This is a genomic window from Sulfuritalea sp., from assembly GCF_017302275.1.
Lineage (GTDB): Bacteria > Pseudomonadota > Gammaproteobacteria > Burkholderiales > Rhodocyclaceae > Sulfuritalea.
The window spans coordinates 1-23754 of the sequence record NZ_JAFLDR010000027.1 but is presented as its reverse complement, the minus strand read 5'-3'; the positions used below and the strand labels follow the sequence as shown (position 1 = coordinate 23754).

Below are 23754 nucleotides of genomic sequence, written 5' to 3'. Positions count from 1 at the left end.
CTCAGGCCTTCCCTAGAACTATCAAATGACGCTCGGCAATCAAACCCGGTACCTTGAGCGGCGCGCATGCGACGGTAGTCCAGCCCGACGGCAATCGAGCCAATTCGTCATCCGGAAGGCGACCCTTCATTGCATAGAGATGGCCGCCCGGAGCGAGCAAATGTCCGGCCAGGCGGACGAAATCGGCAATTTCGGCAAAAGCACGGGATACGACCGCGTCAAAACCTCCACCGTCCATTTCTTCCACGCGGCGATTCAGCACGGCTACATTCGACAAGCCGAGTTCAATCTTTGCCTGACGCTGGAAAGCCGACTTTTTGTCGATCGCCTCGATCAAGGTCATGGTGAGCTCCGGGCGCGCGATGGCCAGAGGTATTCCAGGAAGTCCAGCGCCACTTCCGATATCCGCCCAACGCCGTCCCGCCAGCGCCGACTCTTGAACCGCGGGCAGCACCGAGAGCGAGTCGAGCAGATGCTGCACGACCATCTCGGCCTCATCGCGGATTGCAGTCAGGTTGTAAGTGCGATTCCACTTCTTGAGCAGCCCGACATAGGCGAGCAGCGTCGCCTGCGACGCCACAGGGAGGTCCAGTCCCATCGCCGCGAGTCCGTCGCCCAGTTGTTGCGACAGGCTCATGCCGCCTTGCGTCGCTTCATGTGCACCAACAGCAGCGAAATCGCCGCGGGCGTAATGCCCTGCAGTCGCGATGCCTGGCCGAGTGTCTGCGGACGTGCCTGGGTAAGCCTTTGTCGGACTTCGAACGAGAGGCCATGCACCTGAGCGTAATCGAGGTCCAGAGGGAGCGGCATCGACTCGTGGGCCATGCTCTTGTCGATCTCGTCCTGCTGCCGCGCGATGTAGCCCTGATACTTGGCCTGGATCTCGACCTGCTCGATGACTTCGGGCATCGCAACGCCCTCGCCTGCTCCGGGTAGCGTCAGCAAACTGGCGTAGCTGACTTGCGGGCGGCACAACAGGTCGAACAGACGGTATTCGCGTTCCATCGGCTGTCCAAGGACGCGCAGCGCGTCGGCCTCCGGGAGTTGACGCGGATTGACCCAGGTGGATTTAAGGCGCTCCGCTTCGCGCGCGACCGCGTCGCGCTTTCGATTGAACGCGCCCCAGCGCACATCGTCCACCAGGCCAAGTTCCCGTCCAGCTTCGGTAAGGCGCAAGTCTGCATTGTCTTCGCGCAAGGAAAGGCGATACTCCGCGCGACTGGTAAACATACGGTAGGGCTCCGAAACACCGCGCGTTATCAGGTCGTCCACCAGCACGCCAAGGTAAGCCTGGTCTCTGCGCGGCGCCCATGAAGGCAGCTGGCGTGCCTGGCGCGCTGCGTTGATCCCGGCCAGCAATCCCTGTGCGGCAGCCTCTTCGTAACCCGTGGTACCGTTGATCTGTCCCGCGAAAAACAAGCCGCCGATCGACTTGGTTTCAAGGCTGTCCTTGAGGTTGCGCGGATCAAAATAGTCGTACTCGATCGCATACCCGGGGCGAGTGATATGCGCGCTCTCAAGCCCGCGAATGGACCGTATCAGGGACAGCTGGATGTCGAAGGGCAAACTGGTCGATACACCTTGTGGGTAGAACTCGTGGGTATCCAGACCCTCGGGCTCGAGGAAGATCTGGTGGCTGTCCTTGCCAGAGAAGCGGTGGATCTTGTCTTCGATCGACGGGCAGTAGCGTGGGCCGATACCTTCGATGACTCCGGTAAACATGGGAGAACGATCCAGCCCGGAACGGATGATGTCGTGGGTTCGTGAATTGGTATGCGTGATCCAGCAGGGCACCTGACGCGGGTGCTGGTTGCGTGAACCCAGGAAGGAGAACACCGGAACGGGGTCGTCACCGGCTTGCTCCTGCATGATCAAAAAGTCGATGCTGCGACCATCAAGACGGGGCGGCGTCCCAGTTTTCAGGCGCCCCACCGGCAAACGGATTTCCTTCAGGCGTTCGGCAAGCAACGTTGCCGCCGGGTCACCGAAGCGCCCTGCCCGATAGTTGGCCATGCCGACATGGACCAGGCCATTGAGAAAGGTACCTGCCGTCAAAACTACAGCAGGAGCCTCAAAGCGGATACCCAGCTGGGTGACTACGCCAGCAACCCGCTCGCCTTTCAGGATCAGGTCATCGGCGGCTTGCTGGAACAGTGTGAGGTTCGCCTGGTTCTCCAGCCGGTCCCGTATGGCCTTCTTGTAGAGCTGACGATCTGCCTGGGCTCGCGTGGCGCGGACTGCCGGACCCTTGGAAGCATTCAGGATGCGAAATTGAATGCCAGCAATGTCGGCCGCCAAGGCCATTGCACCGCCCAGCGCATCCACCTCTTTCACCAGATGGCCCTTGCCGATGCCGCCGATCGACGGATTGCAGGACATTGCGCCCAGGGTTTCGATGTTGTGGGTCAGCAGCAAGGTTCGCGCGCCCGAACGTGCGGCAGCAAGAGCTGCCTCGGTGCCGGCGTGCCCCCCGCCAATTACTATCACATCGAACGATTCCGGAAAGCGCACGCTGCTCGGTCCTGAGGGATTGTTGCCGACTGGTACCCATCAAGAAAATGGCGGTACCAAAAAGAGGCGCAATCATACGCCTCTCATCGGAAAAGCGCAGTGATCGAAACCATCAAGAACCGACCGGAATTCAATGGGGAGGGCCTGCCACCCCGACCAATGGTTTCACGTGAAACTCACAACAAGCTGTTTCACGTGAAACGATTACGCCCGCGCAAGAATCAGTGCTTGCCACCCAAACCCAGATACGACTCAACCACCTTCGGATCATCAAGCAAGACGCCACTCGGACCCTCCAACGCCAGTTCACCGGTCTCAAGAACATACCCGTAGTCAGCCACCCTCAACGCCGCCCGGGCATTCTGTTCCACCAGCAAGATCGAAACACCGGTGCTCTTCAGGTTCGCGATAACCCGGAATATCTCCTTGACGATCAGTGGCGCCAACCCTAGGCTCGGCTCGTCCAGCATCAGCAGTTTCGGCTTGGCCATCAACGCGCGCCCGACCGCAAGCATCTGCCTTTCGCCACCGGAGAGGGTTCCAGCATACTGGTTTCGACGCTCCTTGAGGCGAGGAAAAATCGCGAACACCTCTGCCATGGTGTTTTCGTGGTCATGGAAACCCAAACGCCTTCGCATGAACGCACCCAGCAGCAGGTTGTCTTCAACGCTCATTTCCCCAAATAGAGCGCGCGACTCAGGTACCAATGTAATGCCCCTGGCCACCATTTGCTCGACCTCGCTATCCCCAACATCATGCCCAAGAAACCGAATCCCGCCCTTGGTGTGCGGCAGTAAACCCATGATCGCCGAAAGCATCGTGGTCTTCCCTGCTCCATTGGGCCCAATCACGGTGACGATCTGCCCCTCACCCACCCGCAACCCAACGTGATGCAAAGCCTCGACCTTGCCATAGGCAACACATAGGTCTTCCACTTCCAGAACCGGCTGCACATCACTCATCAGTCTACGCCCCCGAGATAGGCCTCAAGCACCGCCGGATTGCGTTGCACCTCATCGGGCAAGCCCTCGGCAATCTTTTCGCCAAACTCCATGACGACCACACGATCCGCCAGACCCATGACGAAATCCATGTCGTGCTCCACCAGCAGGATGCCCATCCCTTCAGCCCGCAGTTTGCGCAGCAACTCGGCCAACGCCTGCTTTTCAAGATAACGCAAACCCGCCGCCGGTTCATCAAGCAACAGTAAACACGGGTCAGCGCAAAGCGCCCGCGCGATCTCGAGGGTTCTTTGCTGTCCCAGAGCCAGGCTTCCCGCCGGTTCAAACATCGAATCCTTGAGGCCGACACGCTCGACCTGGCGCGCGGCCTCCGCCAACAAACGCCTTTCCTCCCCACGATCCATATGCAGCATTGCGGGAAGGACACCCTTGCTTCCGCGCAAGTGGCCGCCAATGGCGACATTCTCCAGAACACTCATGGCCGGCAATATGCGGACATGCTGAAATGTACGACTCATCCCAAGGCGTGCAATCTGCCTTGAATTCAGCCGAGTGATCGCCTGACCACAAAACAGAACCTCACCTTCGCTTGCGGAATCAACCCCGGAAATGCAGTTGAACATCGTCGACTTGCCCGCGCCATTGGGCCCGATCAAGGCCATGACTTCCCCGGCTTTCACGCTAAGGCTCAGGTTGTTGTTCGCTATCAACCCGCCAAATCGCTTCACGATATCTTTCGCTTCGAGCAGAACCTGCCCCGATTCCGGGAGCGCCTTCCTGGCCATGGCCTGAGCATCGACGACAATGCATGCCGGGCGGCCCTGGGGAACAAAGCGGATCAGCAACGGCCACAGCCCTTCTCGTGCGCGCTGCAGAACGAGGACCATCATGATGCCGAACACGATCATCTCGAAATTGCCTGAAGCGCCAAGCAAGCCCGGCAGAATATCCTGAAGCCACTGCTTGAGCACCGTTATCACCGCCGCACCGACAATCGCACCCCAGACATGACCCGCACCACCGACCACCGCCATGAAGAGATACTCGATGCCCAAGTGAAGACTGAAAGGCGTCGGGTTAACGAATCGCTGCATATGCGCGTACAGCCAACCCGAAATACAGGAGAACAAGGCGGCGACCAAAAAGATCACGGTTTTCGACCGCGTGGTGTCGACCCCCATGGCCTCCGCCATGACGACACCCCCCTTCAACGCCCGAATTGCCCGCCCTTCACGCGAATCCAGCAGATTCTTGCTAAGCCAGACAGCTCCAAGCACCACCGCCCAGATCAAGTAGAAAAAAATGCGCCCATCCTTGAACGGTATCCCCAACAAGGACAAGACAGGTATCCCCGCCAACCCCGTGTGTCCGCCGAGAAACTCCAGGTTGCCGAACAGGAAGTACAGGCTTAGCCCCCAGGCCAGCGTCCCCAAGGGCAGGAAATGCCCGGATAGCCCCAGGGTCAGCAAGCCGAGAACATAGGCGACCACCGCGGTGAGCAACAACCCAACCAACAACCCCAACCAGGGCGAGCCGCCAAGGAACGCCAGCCAGCCAGGAAGTCCCTGGCCAATCGACAAATACGCCGTTGCATAGGCACCGAGCCCCACAAAGGCAGCCTGACCAAACGAAGTCAGGCCACCGACCCCGGTCAGCAACACCAAACCCAATGCCACCAGTGCCGAAAGACCAATGTAATTGAGCAGGGTGACGTAAAACTCGGAAACCACATTTGGTGCGACGGCCACCAAAACCAGAAAAATCCCGGGCAGCAATCGCGGCGCCATCACTCTTCCTCCTCGACGTGACGAGTCGTCAGGGAAAGCCAGATCAGGACAGGAATGATTACCGTGAAAACAATGACCTCCTTGAACGCCGATGCCCAGAAGGAAGAATAGGCTTCCAGCAAACCGACCAGAATCGCACCTGCTGCCGCCATCGGGTAGCTGCCAAGGCCACCGACAATGGCACCGACAAACCCCTTGAGGCCGATCAGGAATCCGGTGTCGTAGTAAATGGTGGTTATCGGTGCGATCAGGACCCCCGAAAACGTGCCTATCAATGCGGCGAGCAGAAAGGACAATTTGCCCGCCATCACCGTGGAAATTCCCATCAATCGCGCCCCCGTGCGATTCATCGCGGTGGCACGCAAGGCCTTGCCGTAGATCGTCCGCTCAAAGAACAGGTACAGCACGACGATCAGGAACAGGCTGGCACCCAAAACCCACGCTGTCTGCCCGCTCACGGTAAGAATTCCAAGGTCGAAACTCGCATCGGAAAATGCCGGTGTGCGCGAACCCTCCGCCCCGAAGAAGAGCAGCCCGAGGCCCGTCATCGCCAGATGCACGGCGACGGAAACGATCAGCAACACAAGGACGCTGGCTTCGGCGAGAGGCTGGTAGGCCAAGCGATAAATCATGGGTCCGAGCGGAACCACCAGAACCAGGGCCAGGATGATCTGTGCCAGCAATGGCAACTCGCCGGGTTTGAGCAGGAAGACAATGGCCGCCGCCACCGCCGGGTACACCAGATTCCAGGCCAAGATCCTGGGGATTCTTCGCGCCGTACGCGATCGCAAGGCCTGGCTCAGATCGACCATGGCTACAACGAGTCCGGCGCCGATCAACAGCCACAAGGTACCCGGCGTCTTGCCCGCCTGAAAGCTGGCAAGCGTCAGCGCGCCATAGGCGACAAACTCCCCCTGTGGAATATAAATCACCCGCGTAACGGCAAAAACCAGGACAAGAGCAAAGGACAGTAGCGCGTAGATCGCGCCATTGGTTATTCCATCCTGCCCCAGCAACAGCGCAATTTGCAGGTCCATAACTCCGCTCTCTCGTTAGCCTGGAAGCCGCCCCGGACAACCCCGCACAAACTTCGGCCGCCTAATCATCTGGCGGCCGACTGATTGCCAATCTGCCCGGATGCAATTAAGTATACAGTATACATTTACCGAAAACCCCTCGCAAGACATTGTCAAAGATAAACAAGCATTCGCCTTTTCCTGATGCGAAAGGTCTTGAAGAATATCGGCGATGCCGGCACGCGCGGCCGACTCGACCGCCACGAACCTGCCCAGTCGCAGGCTTTCAGGAAAAAGTATCGTAGCCCAATCGAGCGATGAGGACCCCCGCCACAACAATGAAAACGCCACGGACGAAACCGCTGCCGTGATGCAGCGCAAGGCGCGACCCCATTACGGCACCGACGATATTGAATACGGCCATCGCCAGACCAACCATCCACAGCACGTGACCGGTCGGCGCAAAATAGGCCAGCGCAGCGGCATTCGTCGCAAAATTGACCACCTTCGCCGCACTTGACGCATGAAGGAAATCCAGCCTGAAAAAATGCACGAATGCAAAAATCATGAAACTGCCCGCCCCGGGACCGAAAAAGCCATCATAGAAACCCAGCATCGCGCCGGCAATCATGCCGCATTTCAACTCCAGGGCAGCGGACAACCTCGCGCCGGCAACGTGGCCGAAATCCGGCCGGGCCACCGTATAAATCAGGACCAGGACCAGCATGGCCAGCACCAGCGGGCGCACGATATCTTTCGGCATCCAAGCTACCGCCGCCGCTCCCCCGAAAGAAAAAACGAAAGCCGCGCCCGCGGCCGGCAAGGCGATTCCCCATGGCAACGCGATCCGCCGCGCGTATCGCAGCGCAGCGTTGGCGGTCCCAAAAATGCTGGAAAGCTTGTTGGTTCCAAATACCGTCGCCGGAGCCTCGGCCGGCAGCGCGACGAGCAGCGTCGGAACCTGGATCAGCCCGCCCCCGCCTGCCACCGCATCGACGAACCCGGCGAATAGTGCGGCAACCAACAACAGGATCAGGTCTATCTCAGACAAGAAATGCGCCTACTTGCCGATGCAAAACCGGGAAAAAATCTCTCCCAGCAAATCGTCGGCGGTAAATTCGCCAGTAATGCGGGAAAGCGCCTCCTGCGCAAGCCGCAGCTCCTCCGCGCACAGTTCGATCCGGTCCAGCTGCCGTGCCGCCAGCGCCGACTTTTCGGCGGCGATGCCGAGCGCCTCGAGATGACGCTCCCGCGCCAGGACGACGTCTTCCCCATGTCCGCTCCAGCCCGCCACCCGCAGCAGTTCATCATGCAGCAGGTCGATGCCATCGCCATTCATGGCCGACAAGCAAATACTCACCCCGCCCTCCCCCGCGCGGCGTTCAGCCTCCCGCAGCGCAAGGTCGCACTTGTTCTCCACGACGATGCGCTCAACCCCCGCCGGAAGCAGAGCCGCAATTTCCCGGTCCGCCGCGGTCTCGCCGGTCCGCGCATCGACCAGTTGCAACACCACGTCAGCACGTTCAATTTCGCGCCAGGTGCGTTCGATGCCCATCCGCTCCACCACATCCTCGGTATCCCGCAAACCGGCCGTATCCACGACATGCAGTGGAATGCCTTCAAGCTGGATGGTTTCGCGCACGGCATCACGAGTGGTTCCGGCAACATCGGCGACGATCGCCCGTTCATCACCAGCCAGCCGATTCAAAAGCGAAGACTTGCCAACATTGGGCAACCCCGCTATCACCACGTGCAATCCCGACCGCAACAATCGCCCGGCCCGCGCGCGCCCGAGAAGGCTGGCCAGGTCCGCGTTAATCCGCTCCAGACGCAGGGCGGCATCCGTGTCGCGCAGTATGTCGATTTCCTCTTCGGGGAAATCCAACGTCGCTTCCACCAGCATGCGCAATTCGACCAGGCGCGCGACCAGCGCGCGAACCTCGCGCGAGAACTCGCCTGACAGCGAGCGCAACGCCGAACGCGCCGCAGCCGCGGTACCCGCTTCGATCAGGTCTGCGATGGCTTCGGCCTGAACCAGGTCCAGCCTGTCATTGAGAAACGCGCGCCGCGAAAATTCGCCGGGCTCCGCCAAGCGCGCCCCAAGTTCCACGCACCGCGCCAGCAGCAGCTGCATCACCATCGGCCCGCCGTGGCCCTGCAACTCGAGCACATCCTCGCCCGTAAAGGAATGCGGCGCCGGGAAATAGAGCAGGATACCCTGGTCAATGGCCACCCCGTCAGCACCCAGAAACCGACACAACTGGGCATACCGCGGTACGGGAGTCTTCCCACAAAGCGCTTGTGCGAAGGGTAACAGCCCGGAACCGGAAACCCGAACCACCCCGATTCCGCCTCGACCCGCCGCCGTTGCGATGGCAGCGATAGTCCCGGTGCTCGGCTTACCCATCCTGCCTTTCCGTAGTCAGCGCGGTGAGTAGACCGACGTCCCGACAGGCAGGATCGAAATCACGCCTACTTCTTTTCGCCGGCCTCGACCAGGCGGGTGATCTGCCACTGTTGCGCGATCGAGAGGATGTTGTTCACCGTCCAGTAGAGCACCAGGCCAGCCGGGAACCAGAGGAACATCACGGTAAAAATGATAGGCATGAACAACATGACCTTTGCCTGGATGGGATCCGGAGGCGTCGGATTGAGCTTGGTCTGGATGAACATCGTAGCGCCCATGATAAGCGGCAGCACATAGTAGGGATCCTTCACCGAAAGGTCGGTGATCCAGCCCAACCAGGGAGCGTTTCGCATCTCCACGGTGCCCAGCAACACCCAGTACAGAGCGATGAAGACCGGGATCTGCACCAGCACAGGCAGGCAGCCGCCTAGGGGATTGACCTTTTCCTTCTTGTAGAGGGCCATCATTTCCTGGTTGAGGCGCTGCTTGTCGTCGCCATACACCTCCTTTAGCTTCACCAGCTTGGGTGTCAGGACGCGCATCTTCGCCATCGACTTGTAACTTGCCGCCGAAAGCGGGAAAAACGCCAGTTTGAGCAGCAGCGTGAGACCCATGATCGCCCAACCCCAATTGCCGACCAGTTTATAAATCGCTGCAAGCACCCAGAACAAGGGCGCAGCGATCACCGTCAGCCAACCGTAGTCCACCACCAAGTCAAGCCCGGGAGCCACCTTTTCCAGCTTCTCCTGCTCCTGCGGACCGACGTAAAAAGATACCGAGCTCCTCCCATCCGCGCCAACAGGCACGATGACACCCGCGGAATAGAGATCCTCGCCAACCTTGCGCATGAAGAACTCACGCGCGGTGCCCGCCGGCGGCAACCATGCCGAAACAAAATAGTGCTGGATCATCGCAACCCAGCCGTTATCGGCCTTCTGCGCGAACTTCGCCTTGCCCTTGAGGATGTCCGCGAACTCAACCTTCTGAAATTTTTCGGCGTCCGTATAAACGGCGGGGCCGGTAAACGTCACCACACCCATCATCATCGCGTTGCTTTGTTCGCCGGCGGGCTTGCCATCCCGCGTGATCTGGTAGTAAGCATGTGCGCCGGGCGCCACGCCTTCATGCCGAACCTCGACCTGATAGCTGCCGCGACTGAAAACGTAGGTCTTGGCAACTTTCGCACCAGTAGCCGCGGTCGCCTCCAGACGGAGTTCGAGCTTGTCCTCGCCATCCTTGAGCACCCGCTCGCCCGGCGTCAGCTTCCATTCCATCTTGTGGTTGGGCAGGCCGTCGCCGATCACCCCGGACTGAGCCAGATAAACATGCTTGCCGCCGTTTTCGAGCAGGACAAAGTTTTTCGACTTGTCCTCCGAATCCCGATGACGGACCAGCTCGACCCGTGTAATGTCGCCGCCTTGTGAAGAAACATCCACGACCAGCAGATCGGTCCGAATTTTCGCGGTAACCGCGCCCAGCGGGACCGCTATCGCAGCCGGCACTGCAGCGACTCCCGTCATGGCAGCAGGTAGCGTCGGCGTGGGTACCACACCGGCCGCAGGTGCCGTTGCGGTCGGTGACGGAGCCGAGACAGCGGGCTTTGGCGCGTTCTGTCGCTGCCATGCGTCCCAGAGCATGATCAGCGAGAAACTGAAAACCAGAAGCAGGATCAATCGTCGGTTATCCATTACGGTCTCGGCAATCTTTCAATTCAGTAAGGCGGGCTTTTCAGGGTACGGGATCATAACCGCCCGGGTGCCACGGGTGGCAGGACCCGACGCGGCGCACGGCGAGCCACAGGCCCTTGAAGAGGCCATGGCGACGCAATGCCTCGATGGCGTAGTCGGAACAACTGGGATGAAAACGGCAGCGATTGCCCAGCATGGGACTGATCGCCAATTGGTAGCCACGTATCAGCCACAGCAGCGGTTGGACGGGTCGCCACCAACTCATCTTGAATTCGAAATAACCGGCAGCTTGCGCAGGAGGCTTTCAATCTCCGAACGCCAGTTCCTGCGTTGCAAAGCATCCGCGGCCCGGACCTGGCTAATCCCTCGTTTCAACCGAAAAACCAGATCACGGGCAACCAGCTCTTTTGCTAGAAGCCGAAAGGCCTCCCGTCCCTGCCGCTTTACCGCATTGCGCAACGATGCGCTTCGCGCCAGCCTCTTCGGTACGATCCATCCGAGTCGAGCTACTCCTCCCGTCGCATCAGGACCGAAGTGCAAGTCGAAACACTCACCCCTGACAACTCGCCTTGCTTCCATCACGGCCAAAAACTCTCCCGGCCGGTGCAAACGTTGAGCAAAACCAAAAGGGGTTTTGTGTTCAGACTCCGAGACGATGACGACCCTTGGCACGACGCGCACGGATCACAGCACGACCACCGCGGGTACGCATGCGCACGAGGAAGCCGTGGGTGCGTTTACGGCGCACGACCGATGGCTGATAGGTGCGTTTCATGGCAAAACCCCTTATTCAAGAAAAGCGGCGGATTACAGCCTTTTGCCGTCGTTTTGTCAAGCGCTACAGCTCTGCGGGCCTGTGGATAACTTTTCATGAAACCGCTAGAATGAGCTTTGGCCAGACCGGAAACGGCCTGCAAAATAACAACGAACTTCCGTGCCTTCCGCGCCCTGGTTATACAAGTCCCGAGTTGAATAGATCGTCATGAACGAATTTTGGTCGCTCTGCCTTACTCGCTTCGGGCAAGACCTTCCCACACAACAATTCAACACATGGATCAAAGGCCTTAGGCTTGAGGCCGACCCAGCGGAGCCGGATAACCTGAAACTCCTTGCACCCAATCGCTTCGTCATGCAATGGGTAAGGGAACGATACCTGGCGAAGATCGAGGCCATGGCACAGGTTCATTTCCCAACGCCGAAAATCATCAAACTGGCTGTCGCTGAACCAGCTGCCGAGGCACCACCACCCGAAGTCGTCGAACCCGAGGCGGAAGCGAGCATTCCCAAACCGCCCGCTCGAGCCGCGATCACCGATTCCGGATATGAGAAGACCCGGTTGAACGCCGATTTCACCTTCGACAACCTCGTAACCGGACGCGCCAATGACCTCGCCCGCGCCGCCGCCCAACAGGTCGCTTTGAATCCGGGGGTTTCCTACAACCCACTTTTCATTTACGGTGGTGTTGGCCTCGGCAAGACGCACCTGATCCACGCCATCGGCAATTCGATTTACACCGCAAATCCCGGCATGGAAGTTCGCTACGTCCATGCGGAAGACTACTTCTCCGACGTCGTGCGAGCCTTCCAGCAGAATTCGCGCGAAGCGTTCAAACACTACTATCGTTCCCTGGACCTGCTCCTGATAGACGACATCCAGTTTTTCAACCGGAAGGACAGGACCCAGGAAGAATTCTTCTACGCCTTCAATGCGCTGGTTGAAGCGAAGAAACAGATCATCATTACGTGTGATACCTATCCAAAAGACGTTCAAGGTCTGGAAGAACGCCTGGTGTCACGTTTCGACTGGGGTTTGACGGTCGCGATCGAGCCGCCTGAACTCGAAATGCGTATCGCGATTCTCAAAAAAAAGGCGGAAGCCGAGAAAATTGTCGTTTCTGATGAAGTTTCCTTCCTGATAGCAAAAAATCTTCGCTCAAACGTCAGGGAGCTTGAAGGTGCCTTGAATCGCGTCATCGCCTACGCCCGCTTCCACGGCCGCGAGATCAACCTCGATGTCGCCAAGGAAGCCCTGCGAGACATCATTGGCGCCACCAATCGCCAGATCTCGCTCGAACTGGTACAAAAGACCGTTTCCGACTTCTACAAGATCAAGGTCGCCGACATGTATTCCCAGAAGCGCACACGTGCCATAGCCCGCCCCCGCCAAGTGGCAATGTGGCTGACACGCGAACTCACTTCTCACAGCCTCCCGGAAATAGGCGAAGCCTTTGGTGGTAGAGACCACACGACCGTGATGCATGCTTGCCGCACAATCATGGATTTACGCGGCAAGGATTCAAGACTCAACAATGACCTGCATGTTCTGATCCAGACCATCAAAGGCTAGCCTGTGATCAATTTAACCGAAACGCTATTGAAAATTGTGGATAAGTAGCTTCCTCAAATCTCGCATCAGCTTTCATCCACATTTGCGCACATTTGGAACACACGATCATCAACACGCTTATTCACGTTATAATTTATTGTATTTAATGAAAAATAGTCGGTTTTCCACAGACAAGCGCTTCCCTTATTAATCATAAGAGTTCTATATATGATCCTATTCAAAGGTCCACGCGATCAATTGCTTTCACCTCTGCAATCCGTCTGCGGCATCGTAGAAAAGCGACATACACTCCCCATCCTTTCCAACGTTCTTATGGAAAAGAATGGAGAGAAGTTGACCCTCCTGGCGACCGATATAGAAATACAGATCACGACTGAAACCCCGACAGTGGGGCCTGAGAAGGCAACCATGACGGTCGGTGCCCGGAAGTTGCAGGATATCCTGCGCTCGCTCCCGGATACGGCTGAGGTCAGCCTTGCCGTGGACGACAAAAGGCTACAGTTGAAGGCCGGGAAAAGCCGCTTCAACCTGCAAACCCTGCCAGCCGAGGATTTTCCGCGCATGAGCACGGCCGACGGGCAAGCTTCCCGGTTGTCCATCACGCAGCGGCAAATGAAACGCCTCTTGGGACTGGTCCAGTACGCCATGGCACAACAGGACATCCGGTATTACCTGAATGGATTGTTGCTGGTGGCAAAAGGCAAGGAACTGCGCATGGTGGCTACCGATGGCCATCGTCTGGCCTATGCTGCTGAAACCCTCGAGGAAGCACCGTCGCCGATCGAAGTCATCCTGCCGCGCAAGACAGTGCTTGAGCTATCGCGCCAACTTGCGGACAACGACGATCCACTTGAAATAAGCCTGACGCCGACCCAAGCCCGCTTCAGTTTCGGCAGCATCGAACTGGTGTCGAAACTGATTGACGGAAAATTTCCAGATTACGAGCGCGTGATTCCGCAGCATCACAGCAAGCTCATTCGCCTTTCGCGCAATGCACTGTTGCACTCCCTGCTGCGCGCGGCGATCCTGACCAATGAAAAGTTTCGCGGCGTGCGCCTGGTCCTTGCTCCCGGCAGCCTCAAAATCATCTCCAGCAATGCCGAACAGGAAGAAGCACAGGAAGAGATCGAAATCGATTATTCCGGGGACGCGCTCGACGTCGGTTTCAACGTCACCTATTTACTGGACGTCCTCAACAACGTCAGCAATGAAGGAATCGAGCTGCACCTGGCCGACGCCAATTCCAGTGCCCTTTTCATCCTTCCTGGCAACGACACGTTCAAATACGTTGTAATGCCGATGCGAATTTGATGCACCAGCCCAGAACCATTTCATGATCCCGAACGCACCCGCTTACGACGAATCCAGCATCCAGCAATTAGAAGGCCTCGAGGCAGTCCGCAAACGCCCGGGGATGTACATCGGCGACACCTCCGACGGCACCGGCCTGCATCACATGGTGTTCGAGGTCGTAGACAACGCCATCGACGAGGCGCTGGCCGGTTACTGCGACGACATTGTCATCACGATCCACACCGACAGTTCGATCTCGGTGACCGACAACGGTCGCGGCATCCCGACCGGGATCAAGTTCGACGATAAACATGAACCGAAGCGCTCGGCGGCGGAGATCGTCATGTGCGTCCTGCACGCCGGCGGCAAGTTCAACCAGAATTCCTACAAGGTCTCCGGCGGTCTGCACGGCGTCGGCGTTTCCTGCGTCAATGCCCTTTCCAAGTGGTTGCGCCTCATCATCCGGCGCGACGGCAAGAAGTACCAGATGGAATTCAATCGCGGCCACGCGGTTGATCGTGTCATTGAAGTCCAGAACGGGGTCGAGGTATCGCCATTGCGAGTCCTTGGCGACACCGAAAAGCGCGGTACCGAAGTCCATTTCATGGCCGACGACGAAATCTTCGGCAACGTCGAGTATCACTACGACATCCTGGCCAAGCGCCTGCGCGAACTTTCCTTTCTGAATAATGGCGTCAAGATCCGGCTCATCGACCAGCGCAACATGAAGGAAGAAGACTTCGCCTTCTCCGGCGGCGTCAAGGGTTTCGTCGAGTACATCAATCGCACCAAGACCGTGCTGCACCCTTCCGTGTTCCACTCCTCAGGGGTTTCCGTGCAGAACGGGGTCAACATCGATGTTGAAGTCGCGATGCAATGGAACGACTCCTACGCGGAACAGGTCCTGTGCTTTACCAACAATATCCCGCAGTCGGACGGCGGCACCCACCTCACCGGCCTGCGTGCCGCAATGACGCGGGTGATCAACAAATACATCGAAGAGAACGAGATCGCCAAGAAGGCGAAGGTCGAGATTACCGGCGATGACATGCGCGAAGGCTTGGCTTGCGTGCTTTCGGTGAAGATGCCCGATCCGAAATTCGCCTCGCAGACCAAGATGAAGCTGGTTTCCTCGGAAGCCCGGCCCGCCATCGAGGAAGTGGTGGCGCAGAGGTTGGCCGACTATCTCCAGGAAAAGCCGCTCGACGCCAAGATCATTACCGGAAAGATCGTCGAGGCCGCCCGTGCTCGTGAAGCCGCGCGCAAGGCGCGCGACATGACCCGGCGCAAAGGTGTGCTGGACGGCCTCGGCCTGCCGGGCAAACTGGCGGACTGCCAGGAAAAGGATCCCGCCCTGTGCGAGATGTACATCGTCGAGGGCGATTCGGCCGGAGGTTCGGCCAAGCAGGGACGCGACCGGAAGTTCCAAGCCATCCTGCCGCTGCGCGGCAAGGTGCTCAATGTGGAAAAGGCGCGCTACGACAAGCTAATTTCCAGCGAACAGATCGTCACGCTGGTAACAGCGCTGGGTTGCGGCATCGGCACCGAGGATTTCGACATCGCCAAGCTGCGCTACCACCGCATCATCATCATGACCGATGCCGACGTCGATGGTGCCCACATTCGCACCCTGCTGCTGACGTTTTTCTACCGGCAGATGCCGGAGCTGGTCGAGCGCGGCTATATCTACATTGCCCAGCCACCGCTGTACAAGATCAAGCATGGCAAGAGCGAAACCTACATCAAGGACGACCACGAGCTGAACCAGCATTTGCTGCGCCTGGCCCTGGAGGGCACGCAACTCACGCCGCGCTCCGCTGCCGCCGTGGTCGAAGGCGAGGCTCTCGGCGCCCTGGCCCGCGCCTATCTGCTGTCCGAAGCGGTGATCCGGCGTGTCACCGATTTCATCGACGGTGAAGTGCTTCACGCCTTGCTGGCCCACGACATTTCGATCGATACCTCGAGCGAGACCGCCACCCGCGATAGCGCCGAGCGCATAAGCGCCAGGCTATCGTCCGAAGTCCGCATCGAACCGCGCTTCGACGACACGCACGAGCGCTGGATGCTTGCCGTGATCCGCATGCGGCACGGAAATCTGCGTGTCGGTCGCATCGACGAGGATTTCCTGCTGTCCGGCGATTACCTGCAGATTCGCCGCACGGCGCAGATGATCGCCGGGCTCATGGGCGAAGGCGCTTCCATCAGTCGCGGCGAAAAGACCCTTGCCGTGACCAGCTTCGCCGAAGCCATGAAATGGATGTTGAACGAAGTCGAGCGAGGCTTGGCCAAACAGCGCTACAAAGGCCTCGGTGAGATGAACCCGGAACAGCTTTGGGAAACCACCATGGACCCGGCGGTCCGCCGCCTGCTTCGGGTACAGATCGACGACGCCATTGCCGCCGACGAAATCTTCACCACCCTGATGGGCGACGACGTCGAACCGCGGCGGGCGTTCATCGAGTCCAACGCACTGTACGCGAGGAATATCGACGTCTGATCGCGACCGCGGGCGCCGTCCCCATGCCGGTTAGAGGAAGGCGCCTACTCTTTGCGCCAAGGGAGTATTAGCATTTACTTACTCCTCCTCCGATCCGCATGGATTGGATTCACCCGGTACCTAGGTACCGGGTTTTTTTCGCATTGCTCTCCTACGGCCACAACAGCCGGTTCTGCCAGTAGCAATCCGCCGGGTAGCTGGCCCGGCGATCAGGTGTTGCTGCATCGCACCAACCAAGCTTGACAAGCCATGTATTAGCAAGTAAGTTACGAATATTGCAGCGCAGCATTCGGGTGTGATCGCGGGTTTCGCGAGCTCAGGGTTTCAGATCTTTATGGAGGTCCCCATGCACCAGACATCCCAACAGTCCCACAACGCCAATGAAGCTGGCATCCAGGCTTTCGAGCGTTTCGCCGGCATCGCCTTCGCCGGCGCCGAGCGCCTCGCGGCGCTGAATCTGAATACCGCCCGCAACCTGCTTGAACAGGGTGCGGCTACCAGTCGGGCCTTGCTGGAGGCGAAGAACCCGGAAGCCCTGGTGACGCTCCAGACCCGGCTCAGCCGCACGGATACGCGGGAAGCCGCGGAATATTCGAGGCGCGTGGTCGAAATCGCCTCCCAGACCGGAGCGACGGTTTCGAAGCTGGTCGAATCCGGCGTTACGGAACTCCGGCAATCGCTGGATCAGGCGCTGGATCGGGCTGCGGACAAGGCGCCTGTCGGCGCCGACCTCGCCCTGAACTCCTTGCGCTCCGCCGTTACTGCGGCGAATGCGGCGTTTGACCGCATGAACCTCGCGGCACGGCAAGCCAATGAGGTCGCGGAGGCCAACCTCGCCGTGCTGGCAAAGATGCTGGCAGGCTCAACACAGACGCCACCCCGGGCGCGCTGACAAGTTCCAGGGACGGATCGGTACCCGATCCGTTTCCGCTGAAAACGAACCGTGCCGCGTGATTCGGCCGGCCGAATCTAGCAGGGAGTAGCCCCGATCGACTGCGGCGGCACATGGCGCGCCACGCATGGTTTAAGCCCCGGTCGGGCGCGGGTCCGGCAGTTGATCCTGGCTCCATCCGGGTTAAGGCCGCCGCCGCGCTCCCGCAGCAAAGGATGAATCATGACGGCAACACTTTCACAGCGAATCTCGCTGTTCCGTGGCAAGGAAACTTTCTTCAGCTATCTGCATATCGACCTCGCCGTGATTGCGTTCGCGGGCGTGCTGTTGCTCGCCGCGGGACTGGCGAACGAAGTCAGCTTGCCATCGCTGTCGAAAATGCCGGCGACCGACGCGACAAGCACTGCCGATGCAGCCGCGGCAAACACTGCCGGCACCGCCGTCAGGCCCCTGCTGACACCGGCCTTGACCACCGCTCTCGAAGCCGTCGCGCAACGCTATCGCGTGTCGCCGGAAGCCCTGCAACCGATATTTGCGGCAGCCCAGGGCGCCGCCCGCGCCCGGAATCTCGACCCGCTGCTGCTCATCGCCATCATCGGCATCGAATCCGGATTCAATCCCTACGCCCAAAGCCCCATGGGTGCGCTGGGCCTGATGCAGGTGATACCGCGCTTTCACCTCGACAAACTGCCCGCGGACGCCGGCAAACAGGCTTTCCTCGATCCCGTCATCAACGTCCAGGTAGGCGCCCGAATCCTGCAGGAAGCCGTCCGTCGTCAGGGTGGCCTGATGGAAGGCCTGCAATATTACGGCGGCGTCATCGACGACCCGGATCAGGCTTACGCCAACCGGGTGCTTGCGGAAAAACAGCGCATTGAACAGGCGCTGCAACGCAAGGTCGGCGCGAACCGCATCAGTGCGAGTTGACCCGCCGAATAGTTTGACCACACTAAAATCATGGCTACACTCAAAATGTTAGTTTCCCGGTTCCATCCTAGGGAGGTTTCAAGTGTCGAGTCAAAGCGGCAAGGTCGAGAATTCATCCCAGGCTTCGTCGGCCGGCAGGTCCGGCACACCAAAGCAGGCCAAGGACGAATGGCAGGGACTGCGCCATGATCTGGTCGATGCGCAGGTCGAAACCCTGCGCATGTACATCGAAAAGCAGCCCCCGGAGCGCTTCGTCGTCGCGCTGGATCGCCTCATCGAATGCACCCGCGCCAGTTTCCGCCAGGAAGAAGAGCTCATGGAATGCCTGACCTCGATCGCGGATCCCAGGCATCGCGCGCGTCACGATACCGTGATCGCGCAACTGGAATCCCTGCGCAACAGCGCCCGTGAGCTCGATCGCGGGCGCCTTCTGGCGCAACTGATCGTGGTCGACCGGGAACTGACCTCACATCTATCGGGCGCCGTCCGCGCGCCAGTGTCGAGGCCGCAGGAAAGCCAGCATGAAGGCCCGCCAGCGACCCGCGGCAACGTCTTGGCCCATCACTGACCGCCCAAACCGTCGAGTTTTCCGCCATCCGCCCGGGTGGTTGCCGGCAAGTCGCAAGTCCTTTCGTCCGTGGGCATAATGCATGCACGGTCAGTTCGGACCGTGCGTGGAATCGCGGAGGACAGCCACGGTGATCCTTGCTCGCCTGACCACGTTGCCGCGTACCCTGCTCGCCGCCATTACCCTGCTGTCGTTCGCACTCCCGTCCGGTGCCGGTCAAGCGGTCGCCGAACTGGCCAAACCGGGACGGCTGCTGATGCTGCGCCACGCGACCGCGCCGGGAAACGGCGATCCGCCAGGCTTCCGTATCGACGACTGTGCCACCCAGCGCAACCTTGACGCCGAGGGCCGCCGCCAGGCCGCCGAGTTGGGGCAGCGCCTGGCGCGCGGCGGCATCGTGCGCGCCAGGGTGTATTCCAGCCAGTGGTGTCGCTGCCTCGAAACCGCGCGGCTGCTCGGCCTCGGCCCGGTCGAACCGCTGCCGGCGCTGAACTCCTTTTTCCCGCGCCCGGAAGACCGAGATGCGCGGCTCGCCAAGCTCAGGGAATTCCTCGCCCGCCTGCCCGCCGACGGCCTGCCTGTCGTGCTGGTTACCCACCAGTTCACCATCACCGCGTTTACCGCGGGCCCCACCGCATCCGGCGGTGGCAGCCTGTTCCAGCTCAACGGCACGGGTAATCCTCGATGGCTGGGGACGCTGGCCGATCCATGATCCCCGGCGCCAGGTCGTGACGGTAATCGTCGCCCTGCTCGTTGTCGCGTTCTCGCGTACCCGGCTTCAGGTCCATTTACCGAGCGACGCGGCTTTCGGCGTGGTCGCCACCGTGCTGTGGGCACTGACCTGCGAGCGCGGCACGAACAGGCATTCAAGGCCCCGGCGATTTGGGTCAGGATTCGAAAGTCGGCGATGGCGGTACGGCGAATCCAATCCACCACCGCAGCGCCGCCCGCTCGAAGAATCACGCACACAGCCCGCGGTTGGCCCCGGAAATGCAACTCAGCGCCTGACGCTGCCGAAAACGTCGCGCCGCGCTGCCTTGCTGATCGCCACGATGGCGGGATGGGTGAGCCGGCGCTCGGTGCTGATCGCGTAGAGGTGTTCGACCACCGAATCGATGCGGCCGATTTCTGTGACCTTGTATTGCTCGCAGACATGGGCGGCGATGGCGGTCGGCGCGACGAACAGGCCGGCGCCGGCCTGGCCGAAGGATTTCATCAGCGCGCTGTCGTCGAACTCGCCGACGATGCGCGGCCGCACGCCCTGCGCATCCAGCCACTGCAGCAATTTCGGCCGGATCGCGACGTCCTCGCCCGGCAGCAGGAAGGGCGCGTCGTCGAGCAGGGCGGGAAACCCGCCGGACAGTTTCTTCGCCAGATCGCGGGTGCCGAACACGGTCAGGCCGCTCTCGCCCAGCAGGTGGCTGTAGCCGCGCACGTTCAGGTTGGTCGGCATCGGCCGGTCGGCGATGATCAGGTCCAGCCGGTGGATAGCCAGGTCGGCCAGCAGCGTCGCCAGGCGCCCCTCGCGGCAGATAAGCCGCACCGGCTCGTCCAGCCCGAGCGCCGGATCCACCAGCCGGTAGGCCACCGACTTGGACACCGAATCGGCGATGCCGACCCGGAACGGCAGCGACTTCCTGGTCTGCTGGCCGCGCAAGACCTCCTGTAGCTCGTCGGCGACGGTGAAGATCTCCTCCGCGTAGCTGACGATGCTGCGTCCGGCATCGGTGGTTTCCAGGTTGCGGCCGACGCGGCGGAACAGTTCCACGCCCAGGCTCGCCTCGAATTCGCGCAACTGCCCGCTGATCGAATGCGGCGTCAGGTGCAGCTGCTCCGCGGCGCGCGCGATGCTGCCGGTCTTGGCCACCATCCAGAAATATCTCAAGTGCTTGAAGTTGAGTGCCGCCACCCTGTCATCCTCCATGGCCCGCGCGATTCGCGCATCTGCGCAGGCAAAGCATAACATCGAACTTATCGATGTATCAGCTCCAAATAATCGACTTGTTCGATCTGTCAGCGCACCCTAGCATCCGCTCCGTGTTCAACCCGAAAGGAGCAAGCGTCATGCGTATCGACATCAAGGCCAGCGGATTCGACCTGACCGAAGGGCTGCGCGAGCACACCCAGCGGCGCCTGCAGTTCGCCCTCGGCTGGGCCAACCACGATGTCCGCGCCGTCAGCGTGCGCCTCTCCGACATCAACGGGCCGCGCGGCGGCCGCGACAAGCGCTGCCGCATCCAGGTCCCCTTCGCCGGCACCCGGAACGTGGTGATCGAGGATACCGAGGCCGATCTCTACGTCGCCATCGATCGCGCCGCCGAGCGGGCCGAACGCGCGGTGGTGCGCCGCCTGGAACGTTTGCGCGAGTTCCCCCATGCCCGGCTTGCCGGCCGGGAAGCATCCGCCGCCTATTCCGAGCGCGATGCCGCCGCGGTGATGGGCACCGATTGACGGGCCCGACATCACCGACTTGTTGAAACGAAGGTAGCGCAACCATGAAACCGGAAGAGCAGCAGTCCATCCTCGTTATCGCCCTGTATGCCGCGTTTGCCGACGGCATCAAGGCGGAGCGCGAGCGCGAAGAAGTCCGCCGCATCGCCGCATCGCTGGCCGATGCCGGGGGCGGGATCGACCTCGCCGGCCTGTACCAGGACGTGCTCCTCAAGCGCACCAGTCTCGCCGGCGCGGCCGCCGCGCTGGACGACTCCGGCCAGCGCCAGCTCGCCTATGAAATGGCGGTTTGCGTCTGTGAAGCCGACGGCCGCCTGTGCGATGCCGAACGGCGCTTCCTCGATGAACTTAAAGCGCTGCTCAAGCTCGACAGCGCCGTCACCGGGTTCGTCGAAAAAGAGATCGACACCCTGGTCGGCGAAATGGAATCGGCGGTGCCGCCGGCGACAGCCGCCACCGCCACCGCCGGCCCGGTCGTCGCTGCCGTGCCGTCGGTTTCCGCCGCCGAGCTGGACAAATCCATCCTCAACTACGCCATGGTGAACGGCGCGCTCGAACTGCTGCCGCAATCCTGGGCCTCGATGGCCATCATTCCGCTGCAGGTCAAGATGGTCTATGGCATCGGCAAGGCCCACGGGGTCGAGCTCGACCAGGGCCACATCAAGGAATTCATCGCCGCCGCCGGGGTCGGGCTCACCTCGCAGTACCTCGAACAGTTCGGCCGCAAGCTGCTCGGCGGCCTGCTCGGCAAGGTCGCCGGCAAAACGATCGGCAAGCTCGGCGGCGCCGCCACCGGCATGGCGTTTTCCTTCGCCACCACCTACGCGCTGGGGCAGGCCGCCCGGCGCTATTACGCCGGCGGACGGACCATGACGCCGGCCATGCTGCGCGACAGCTTCCAGAACCTGCTGGAACCCGCCAAACAGATGCAGGCGCAGTACCTGCCGCAGATCCGGCAGCAGGCCGAAACGCTCGACATGGGCCGCGTCATGGCCATGGTCCGCGGCAACTGAAGTCACCACCCAGGCAGTCCATTTTCAAAAGGAGACACACATGAGCCAAGCCAACACCCAAGCCATCGCCCTGCCCCGCACCGGCACGGAATCCGTGCTCGCCACCAACCGGGTGATCCGCAACACCTATCTGCTGCTGTCGATGACCCTGTTGTTCGCCGCCGCCACGGCCGCCGGGGCCGTGGCCTTGAACTTGCCGCATCCGGGGTTGATCGTGACCCTGATCGGCTACTTCGGCCTGCTGTTCGCCACCACCAAGCTGCGCAACAGCGGCTGGGGCCTGGTCTCGGTCTTCGCCCTCACCGGTTTCATGGGCTACACGCTGGGCCCCATCGTAAGCCACTACCTCGGCCTGCCCAACGGCGGCCAGACGGTGATGACCGCGATGGCCGGCACCGGCGCGATCTTCGTCGGCCTCTCCGGCTACGCGCTGACCACGCGCAAGGACTTCAGCTTCATGGGCGGCTTCCTCATGGTCGGCATCCTGGTCGCCTTCGTCGCCGGCCTCGCGGCGATCTTCTTCGAGATCCCGGCTCTGTCGCTGGCCGTCTCGGCCGCCTTCGTGCTGCTGATGTCCGGCCTGATCCTGTACGAGACCTCGAACATCATCCACGGCGGTGAAACCAACTACGTGATGGCCACGGTCACGCTGTTCGTCGCCATCTTCAACCTCTTCACCAGCCTGTTGCAGCTGCTCGGCTTCATGAACAGCAGCGACTGACACGCACCCCGGTTCCACTAAAGGAGATTCACGATGAAACGCATAGCAATCGCACTTTTTGCCGTCGTCATGGGCGTCGGCCTGATGGTTCAGGATGCCGAGGCCGCCAAGCGCCTCGGAGGACTGATGGGCGAGAGCGCCTCGGACTATGACGAAGATGAATGGATCGGTTTGTATGAGGAGACACTAAGCGATGCTGAAACGCCAAGTATTCGCAGAAAAATGCTGAGAGTTCTGCGTGAATTTCAGCGTTACTTGGAAGCAGAACGCGACGCCTCCCCAATGAATGCCTCTGAAGTGTTTGGCACATCAGATGGACTCGTCCCCGTTGATGCCAATATCATCTCCCATGAAGAGTTTGTTCGAATCCGTGATCAATTCGTTGCCCGCGTTATCGATGTAATTGATCCTGAGTTGGCTGAAATTGGTTGGTTACTCCTGACGTTATCTTATCGTTGCGGACTACGACGGATGGAAGTGCTAAAGCTCGAACTTAGCGATCAGTTGATGCACGATCCCGCATTCCTACTCATTCGCCCGACGGCATCTCGTCGCCTCAAAACGAAAAGTTCTACCCGAATGCTCCCTCTTTATGCACTCTTGGAGCCCACCGAACTTGATCGTTTGCGAAAATGGGTTAACAAGCGAAAAGATGACGAGCAACGTAGTTTTTA

At 60.2% G+C, this 23754-nt stretch carries 23 protein-coding genes; 11 read left to right on the top strand and 12 right to left on the bottom strand.

Features of this window, described 5'->3' with window-relative positions:
* Nucleotide 1: 1 nt before the first annotated feature.
* The 11 genes from rsmG to rpmH form a co-directional block, all read right to left on the bottom strand.
* Nucleotides 2–637, bottom strand: a complete 636-nt coding sequence (rsmG, locus tag J0M27_RS14490; RefSeq protein WP_294993058.1) for a 16S rRNA (guanine(527)-N(7))-methyltransferase RsmG — start codon at nt 635–637, stop codon at nt 2–4.
* Nucleotides 634–2511: a tRNA uridine-5-carboxymethylaminomethyl(34) synthesis enzyme MnmG gene (gene mnmG, locus J0M27_RS14485; protein WP_294993056.1), complete on the bottom strand. Its 1878-nt coding sequence runs from the start codon at nt 2509–2511 to the stop codon at nt 634–636. Before mnmG ends, rsmG begins: the two co-directional genes overlap by 4 nt.
* A gap of 221 nt (nt 2512–2732) precedes the next feature.
* Nucleotides 2733–3464, bottom strand: a complete 732-nt coding sequence (locus J0M27_RS14480; RefSeq protein WP_365962863.1) for an ABC transporter ATP-binding protein — start codon at nt 3462–3464, stop codon at nt 2733–2735.
* 8 nt (nt 3465–3472) lie between these two features.
* Entirely contained in the window at nt 3473–5260 is a 1788-nt protein-coding gene (locus tag J0M27_RS14475) for a branched-chain amino acid ABC transporter ATP-binding protein/permease (RefSeq protein WP_294993050.1), read from the bottom strand.
* Nucleotides 5260–6297 (bottom strand): branched-chain amino acid ABC transporter permease, encoded by a 1038-nt coding sequence (locus J0M27_RS14470; protein WP_294993047.1) that lies wholly within the window; start codon nt 6295–6297, stop codon nt 5260–5262. Before J0M27_RS14470 ends, J0M27_RS14475 begins: the two co-directional genes overlap by 1 nt.
* Before the next feature lie 265 nt (nt 6298–6562).
* Nucleotides 6563–7327, bottom strand: coding sequence for a TSUP family transporter (locus J0M27_RS14465; RefSeq protein WP_294993044.1), 765 nt, complete (start codon nt 7325–7327; stop codon nt 6563–6565).
* A gap of 9 nt (nt 7328–7336) precedes the next feature.
* Nucleotides 7337–8683 (bottom strand): tRNA uridine-5-carboxymethylaminomethyl(34) synthesis GTPase MnmE, encoded by a 1347-nt coding sequence (mnmE, locus tag J0M27_RS14460; RefSeq protein WP_294993041.1) that lies wholly within the window; start codon nt 8681–8683, stop codon nt 7337–7339.
* 65 nt (nt 8684–8748) lie between these two features.
* Complete coding sequence (yidC, locus tag J0M27_RS14455; protein ID WP_294993038.1) at nt 8749–10371, bottom strand: membrane protein insertase YidC; 1623 nt, start codon at nt 10369–10371, stop codon at nt 8749–8751.
* A 40-nt stretch (nt 10372–10411) separates the two neighbouring features.
* Nucleotides 10412–10636, bottom strand: a complete 225-nt coding sequence (yidD, locus tag J0M27_RS14450) for a membrane protein insertion efficiency factor YidD (RefSeq protein ID WP_294993035.1) — start codon at nt 10634–10636, stop codon at nt 10412–10414.
* A complete protein-coding gene (locus J0M27_RS21395) occupies nt 10633–11043 on the bottom strand; it encodes a ribonuclease P protein component (protein WP_365962848.1) in 411 nt (136 codons plus the stop codon). Before J0M27_RS21395 ends, yidD begins: the two co-directional genes overlap by 4 nt.
* Nucleotides 11012–11146 (bottom strand): 50S ribosomal protein L34, encoded by a 135-nt coding sequence (gene rpmH, locus J0M27_RS14445; RefSeq protein WP_294993032.1) that lies wholly within the window; start codon nt 11144–11146, stop codon nt 11012–11014. Before rpmH ends, J0M27_RS21395 begins: the two co-directional genes overlap by 32 nt.
* A 207-nt stretch (nt 11147–11353) precedes the next feature.
* Between rpmH and dnaA the strand changes: the two genes are divergently transcribed.
* The 7 genes from dnaA (at nt 11354) to J0M27_RS14410 (ending at nt 19607) form a co-directional block, all read left to right on the top strand.
* Complete coding sequence (gene dnaA / locus J0M27_RS14440) at nt 11354–12718, top strand: chromosomal replication initiator protein DnaA (protein ID WP_294993029.1); 1365 nt, start codon at nt 11354–11356, stop codon at nt 12716–12718.
* Nucleotides 12719–12925: 207 nt separating this feature from the next.
* The gene (gene dnaN, locus J0M27_RS14435) at nt 12926–14029 is read left to right on the top strand and encodes a DNA polymerase III subunit beta (RefSeq protein ID WP_294993027.1); all 1104 of its coding nucleotides are present in this window, start codon (nt 12926–12928) and stop codon (nt 14027–14029) included.
* Between the two features lie 22 nt (nt 14030–14051).
* Nucleotides 14052–16508 (top strand): DNA topoisomerase (ATP-hydrolyzing) subunit B, encoded by a 2457-nt coding sequence (gene gyrB / locus J0M27_RS14430; protein WP_294993024.1) that lies wholly within the window; start codon nt 14052–14054, stop codon nt 16506–16508.
* 346 nt (nt 16509–16854) lie between these two features.
* Nucleotides 16855–17400 carry a phasin family protein gene (locus J0M27_RS14425; protein ID WP_294993021.1) on the top strand — a complete coding sequence of 182 codons (546 nt, stop codon included), beginning with the start codon at nt 16855–16857 and terminating at the stop codon, nt 17398–17400.
* A 222-nt stretch (nt 17401–17622) separates the two neighbouring features.
* Nucleotides 17623–18327, top strand: coding sequence for a transglycosylase SLT domain-containing protein (locus J0M27_RS14420; RefSeq protein WP_294993018.1), 705 nt, complete (start codon nt 17623–17625; stop codon nt 18325–18327).
* An 82-nt stretch (nt 18328–18409) separates the two neighbouring features.
* Entirely contained in the window at nt 18410–18895 is a 486-nt protein-coding gene (locus J0M27_RS14415; protein WP_294993015.1) for a hypothetical protein, read from the top strand.
* A 130-nt stretch (nt 18896–19025) separates the two neighbouring features.
* The gene (locus J0M27_RS14410) at nt 19026–19607 is read left to right on the top strand and encodes a histidine phosphatase family protein (RefSeq protein ID WP_294993013.1); all 582 of its coding nucleotides are present in this window, start codon (nt 19026–19028) and stop codon (nt 19605–19607) included.
* A gap of 285 nt (nt 19608–19892) precedes the next feature.
* Here J0M27_RS14410 and nhaR read toward each other — a convergent pair whose 3' ends face one another.
* The gene (gene nhaR / locus J0M27_RS14405) at nt 19893–20819 is read right to left on the bottom strand and encodes a transcriptional activator NhaR (protein WP_294993010.1); all 927 of its coding nucleotides are present in this window, start codon (nt 20817–20819) and stop codon (nt 19893–19895) included.
* Nucleotides 20820–20959: 140 nt separating this feature from the next.
* On the opposite strand from nhaR, the gene J0M27_RS14400 reads away from it, so the two are divergent.
* The 4 genes from J0M27_RS14400 to J0M27_RS14385 form a co-directional block, all read left to right on the top strand.
* Nucleotides 20960–21346, top strand: coding sequence for an HPF/RaiA family ribosome-associated protein (locus J0M27_RS14400; RefSeq protein ID WP_294993008.1), 387 nt, complete (start codon nt 20960–20962; stop codon nt 21344–21346).
* 44 nt (nt 21347–21390) lie between these two features.
* Nucleotides 21391–22359: a DUF533 domain-containing protein gene (locus tag J0M27_RS14395; protein ID WP_294993005.1), complete on the top strand. Its 969-nt coding sequence runs from the start codon at nt 21391–21393 to the stop codon at nt 22357–22359.
* A 40-nt stretch (nt 22360–22399) separates the two neighbouring features.
* The gene (locus J0M27_RS14390) at nt 22400–23080 is read left to right on the top strand and encodes a Bax inhibitor-1/YccA family protein (RefSeq protein ID WP_294993002.1); all 681 of its coding nucleotides are present in this window, start codon (nt 22400–22402) and stop codon (nt 23078–23080) included.
* A 33-nt stretch (nt 23081–23113) separates the two neighbouring features.
* Nucleotides 23114–23754 (top strand): hypothetical protein (locus J0M27_RS14385; RefSeq protein ID WP_294992999.1); only part of this gene is annotated, 641 nt, incomplete at its 3' end.

Excerpts from the sequence above, each read along its gene's own strand:
- rsmG (WP_294993058.1), bottom strand. The coding sequence starts at position 637 with ATGAGCCTGTCGCAACAACTGGGCGACGGACTCGCGGCGATGGGACTG.
- J0M27_RS14475 (WP_294993050.1), bottom strand. The coding sequence starts at position 5,260 with ATGGCGCCGCGATTGCTGCCCGGGATTTTTCTGGTTTTGGTGGCCGTC.
- J0M27_RS14470 (WP_294993047.1), bottom strand. The coding sequence starts at position 6,297 with ATGGACCTGCAAATTGCGCTGTTGCTGGGGCAGGATGGAATAACCAAT.
- mnmE (WP_294993041.1), bottom strand. The coding sequence starts at position 8,683 with ATGGGTAAGCCGAGCACCGGGACTATCGCTGCCATCGCAACGGCGGCG.
- yidC (WP_294993038.1), bottom strand. The coding sequence starts at position 10,371 with ATGGATAACCGACGATTGATCCTGCTTCTGGTTTTCAGTTTCTCGCTG.
- yidD (WP_294993035.1), bottom strand. The coding sequence starts at position 10,636 with ATGAGTTGGTGGCGACCCGTCCAACCGCTGCTGTGGCTGATACGTGGC.
- rpmH (WP_294993032.1), bottom strand. The coding sequence starts at position 11,146 with ATGAAACGCACCTATCAGCCATCGGTCGTGCGCCGTAAACGCACCCAC.
- dnaA (WP_294993029.1), top strand. The coding sequence starts at position 11,354 with ATGAACGAATTTTGGTCGCTCTGCCTTACTCGCTTCGGGCAAGACCTT.
- dnaN (WP_294993027.1), top strand. The coding sequence starts at position 12,926 with ATGATCCTATTCAAAGGTCCACGCGATCAATTGCTTTCACCTCTGCAA.
- gyrB (WP_294993024.1), top strand. The coding sequence starts at position 14,052 with ATGATCCCGAACGCACCCGCTTACGACGAATCCAGCATCCAGCAATTA.
- J0M27_RS14425 (WP_294993021.1), top strand. The coding sequence starts at position 16,855 with ATGCACCAGACATCCCAACAGTCCCACAACGCCAATGAAGCTGGCATC.
- J0M27_RS14420 (WP_294993018.1), top strand. The coding sequence starts at position 17,623 with ATGACGGCAACACTTTCACAGCGAATCTCGCTGTTCCGTGGCAAGGAA.
- nhaR (WP_294993010.1), bottom strand. The coding sequence starts at position 20,819 with ATGGAGGATGACAGGGTGGCGGCACTCAACTTCAAGCACTTGAGATAT.
- J0M27_RS14400 (WP_294993008.1), top strand. The coding sequence starts at position 20,960 with ATGCGTATCGACATCAAGGCCAGCGGATTCGACCTGACCGAAGGGCTG.
- J0M27_RS14395 (WP_294993005.1), top strand. The coding sequence starts at position 21,391 with ATGAAACCGGAAGAGCAGCAGTCCATCCTCGTTATCGCCCTGTATGCC.
- J0M27_RS14390 (WP_294993002.1), top strand. The coding sequence starts at position 22,400 with ATGAGCCAAGCCAACACCCAAGCCATCGCCCTGCCCCGCACCGGCACG.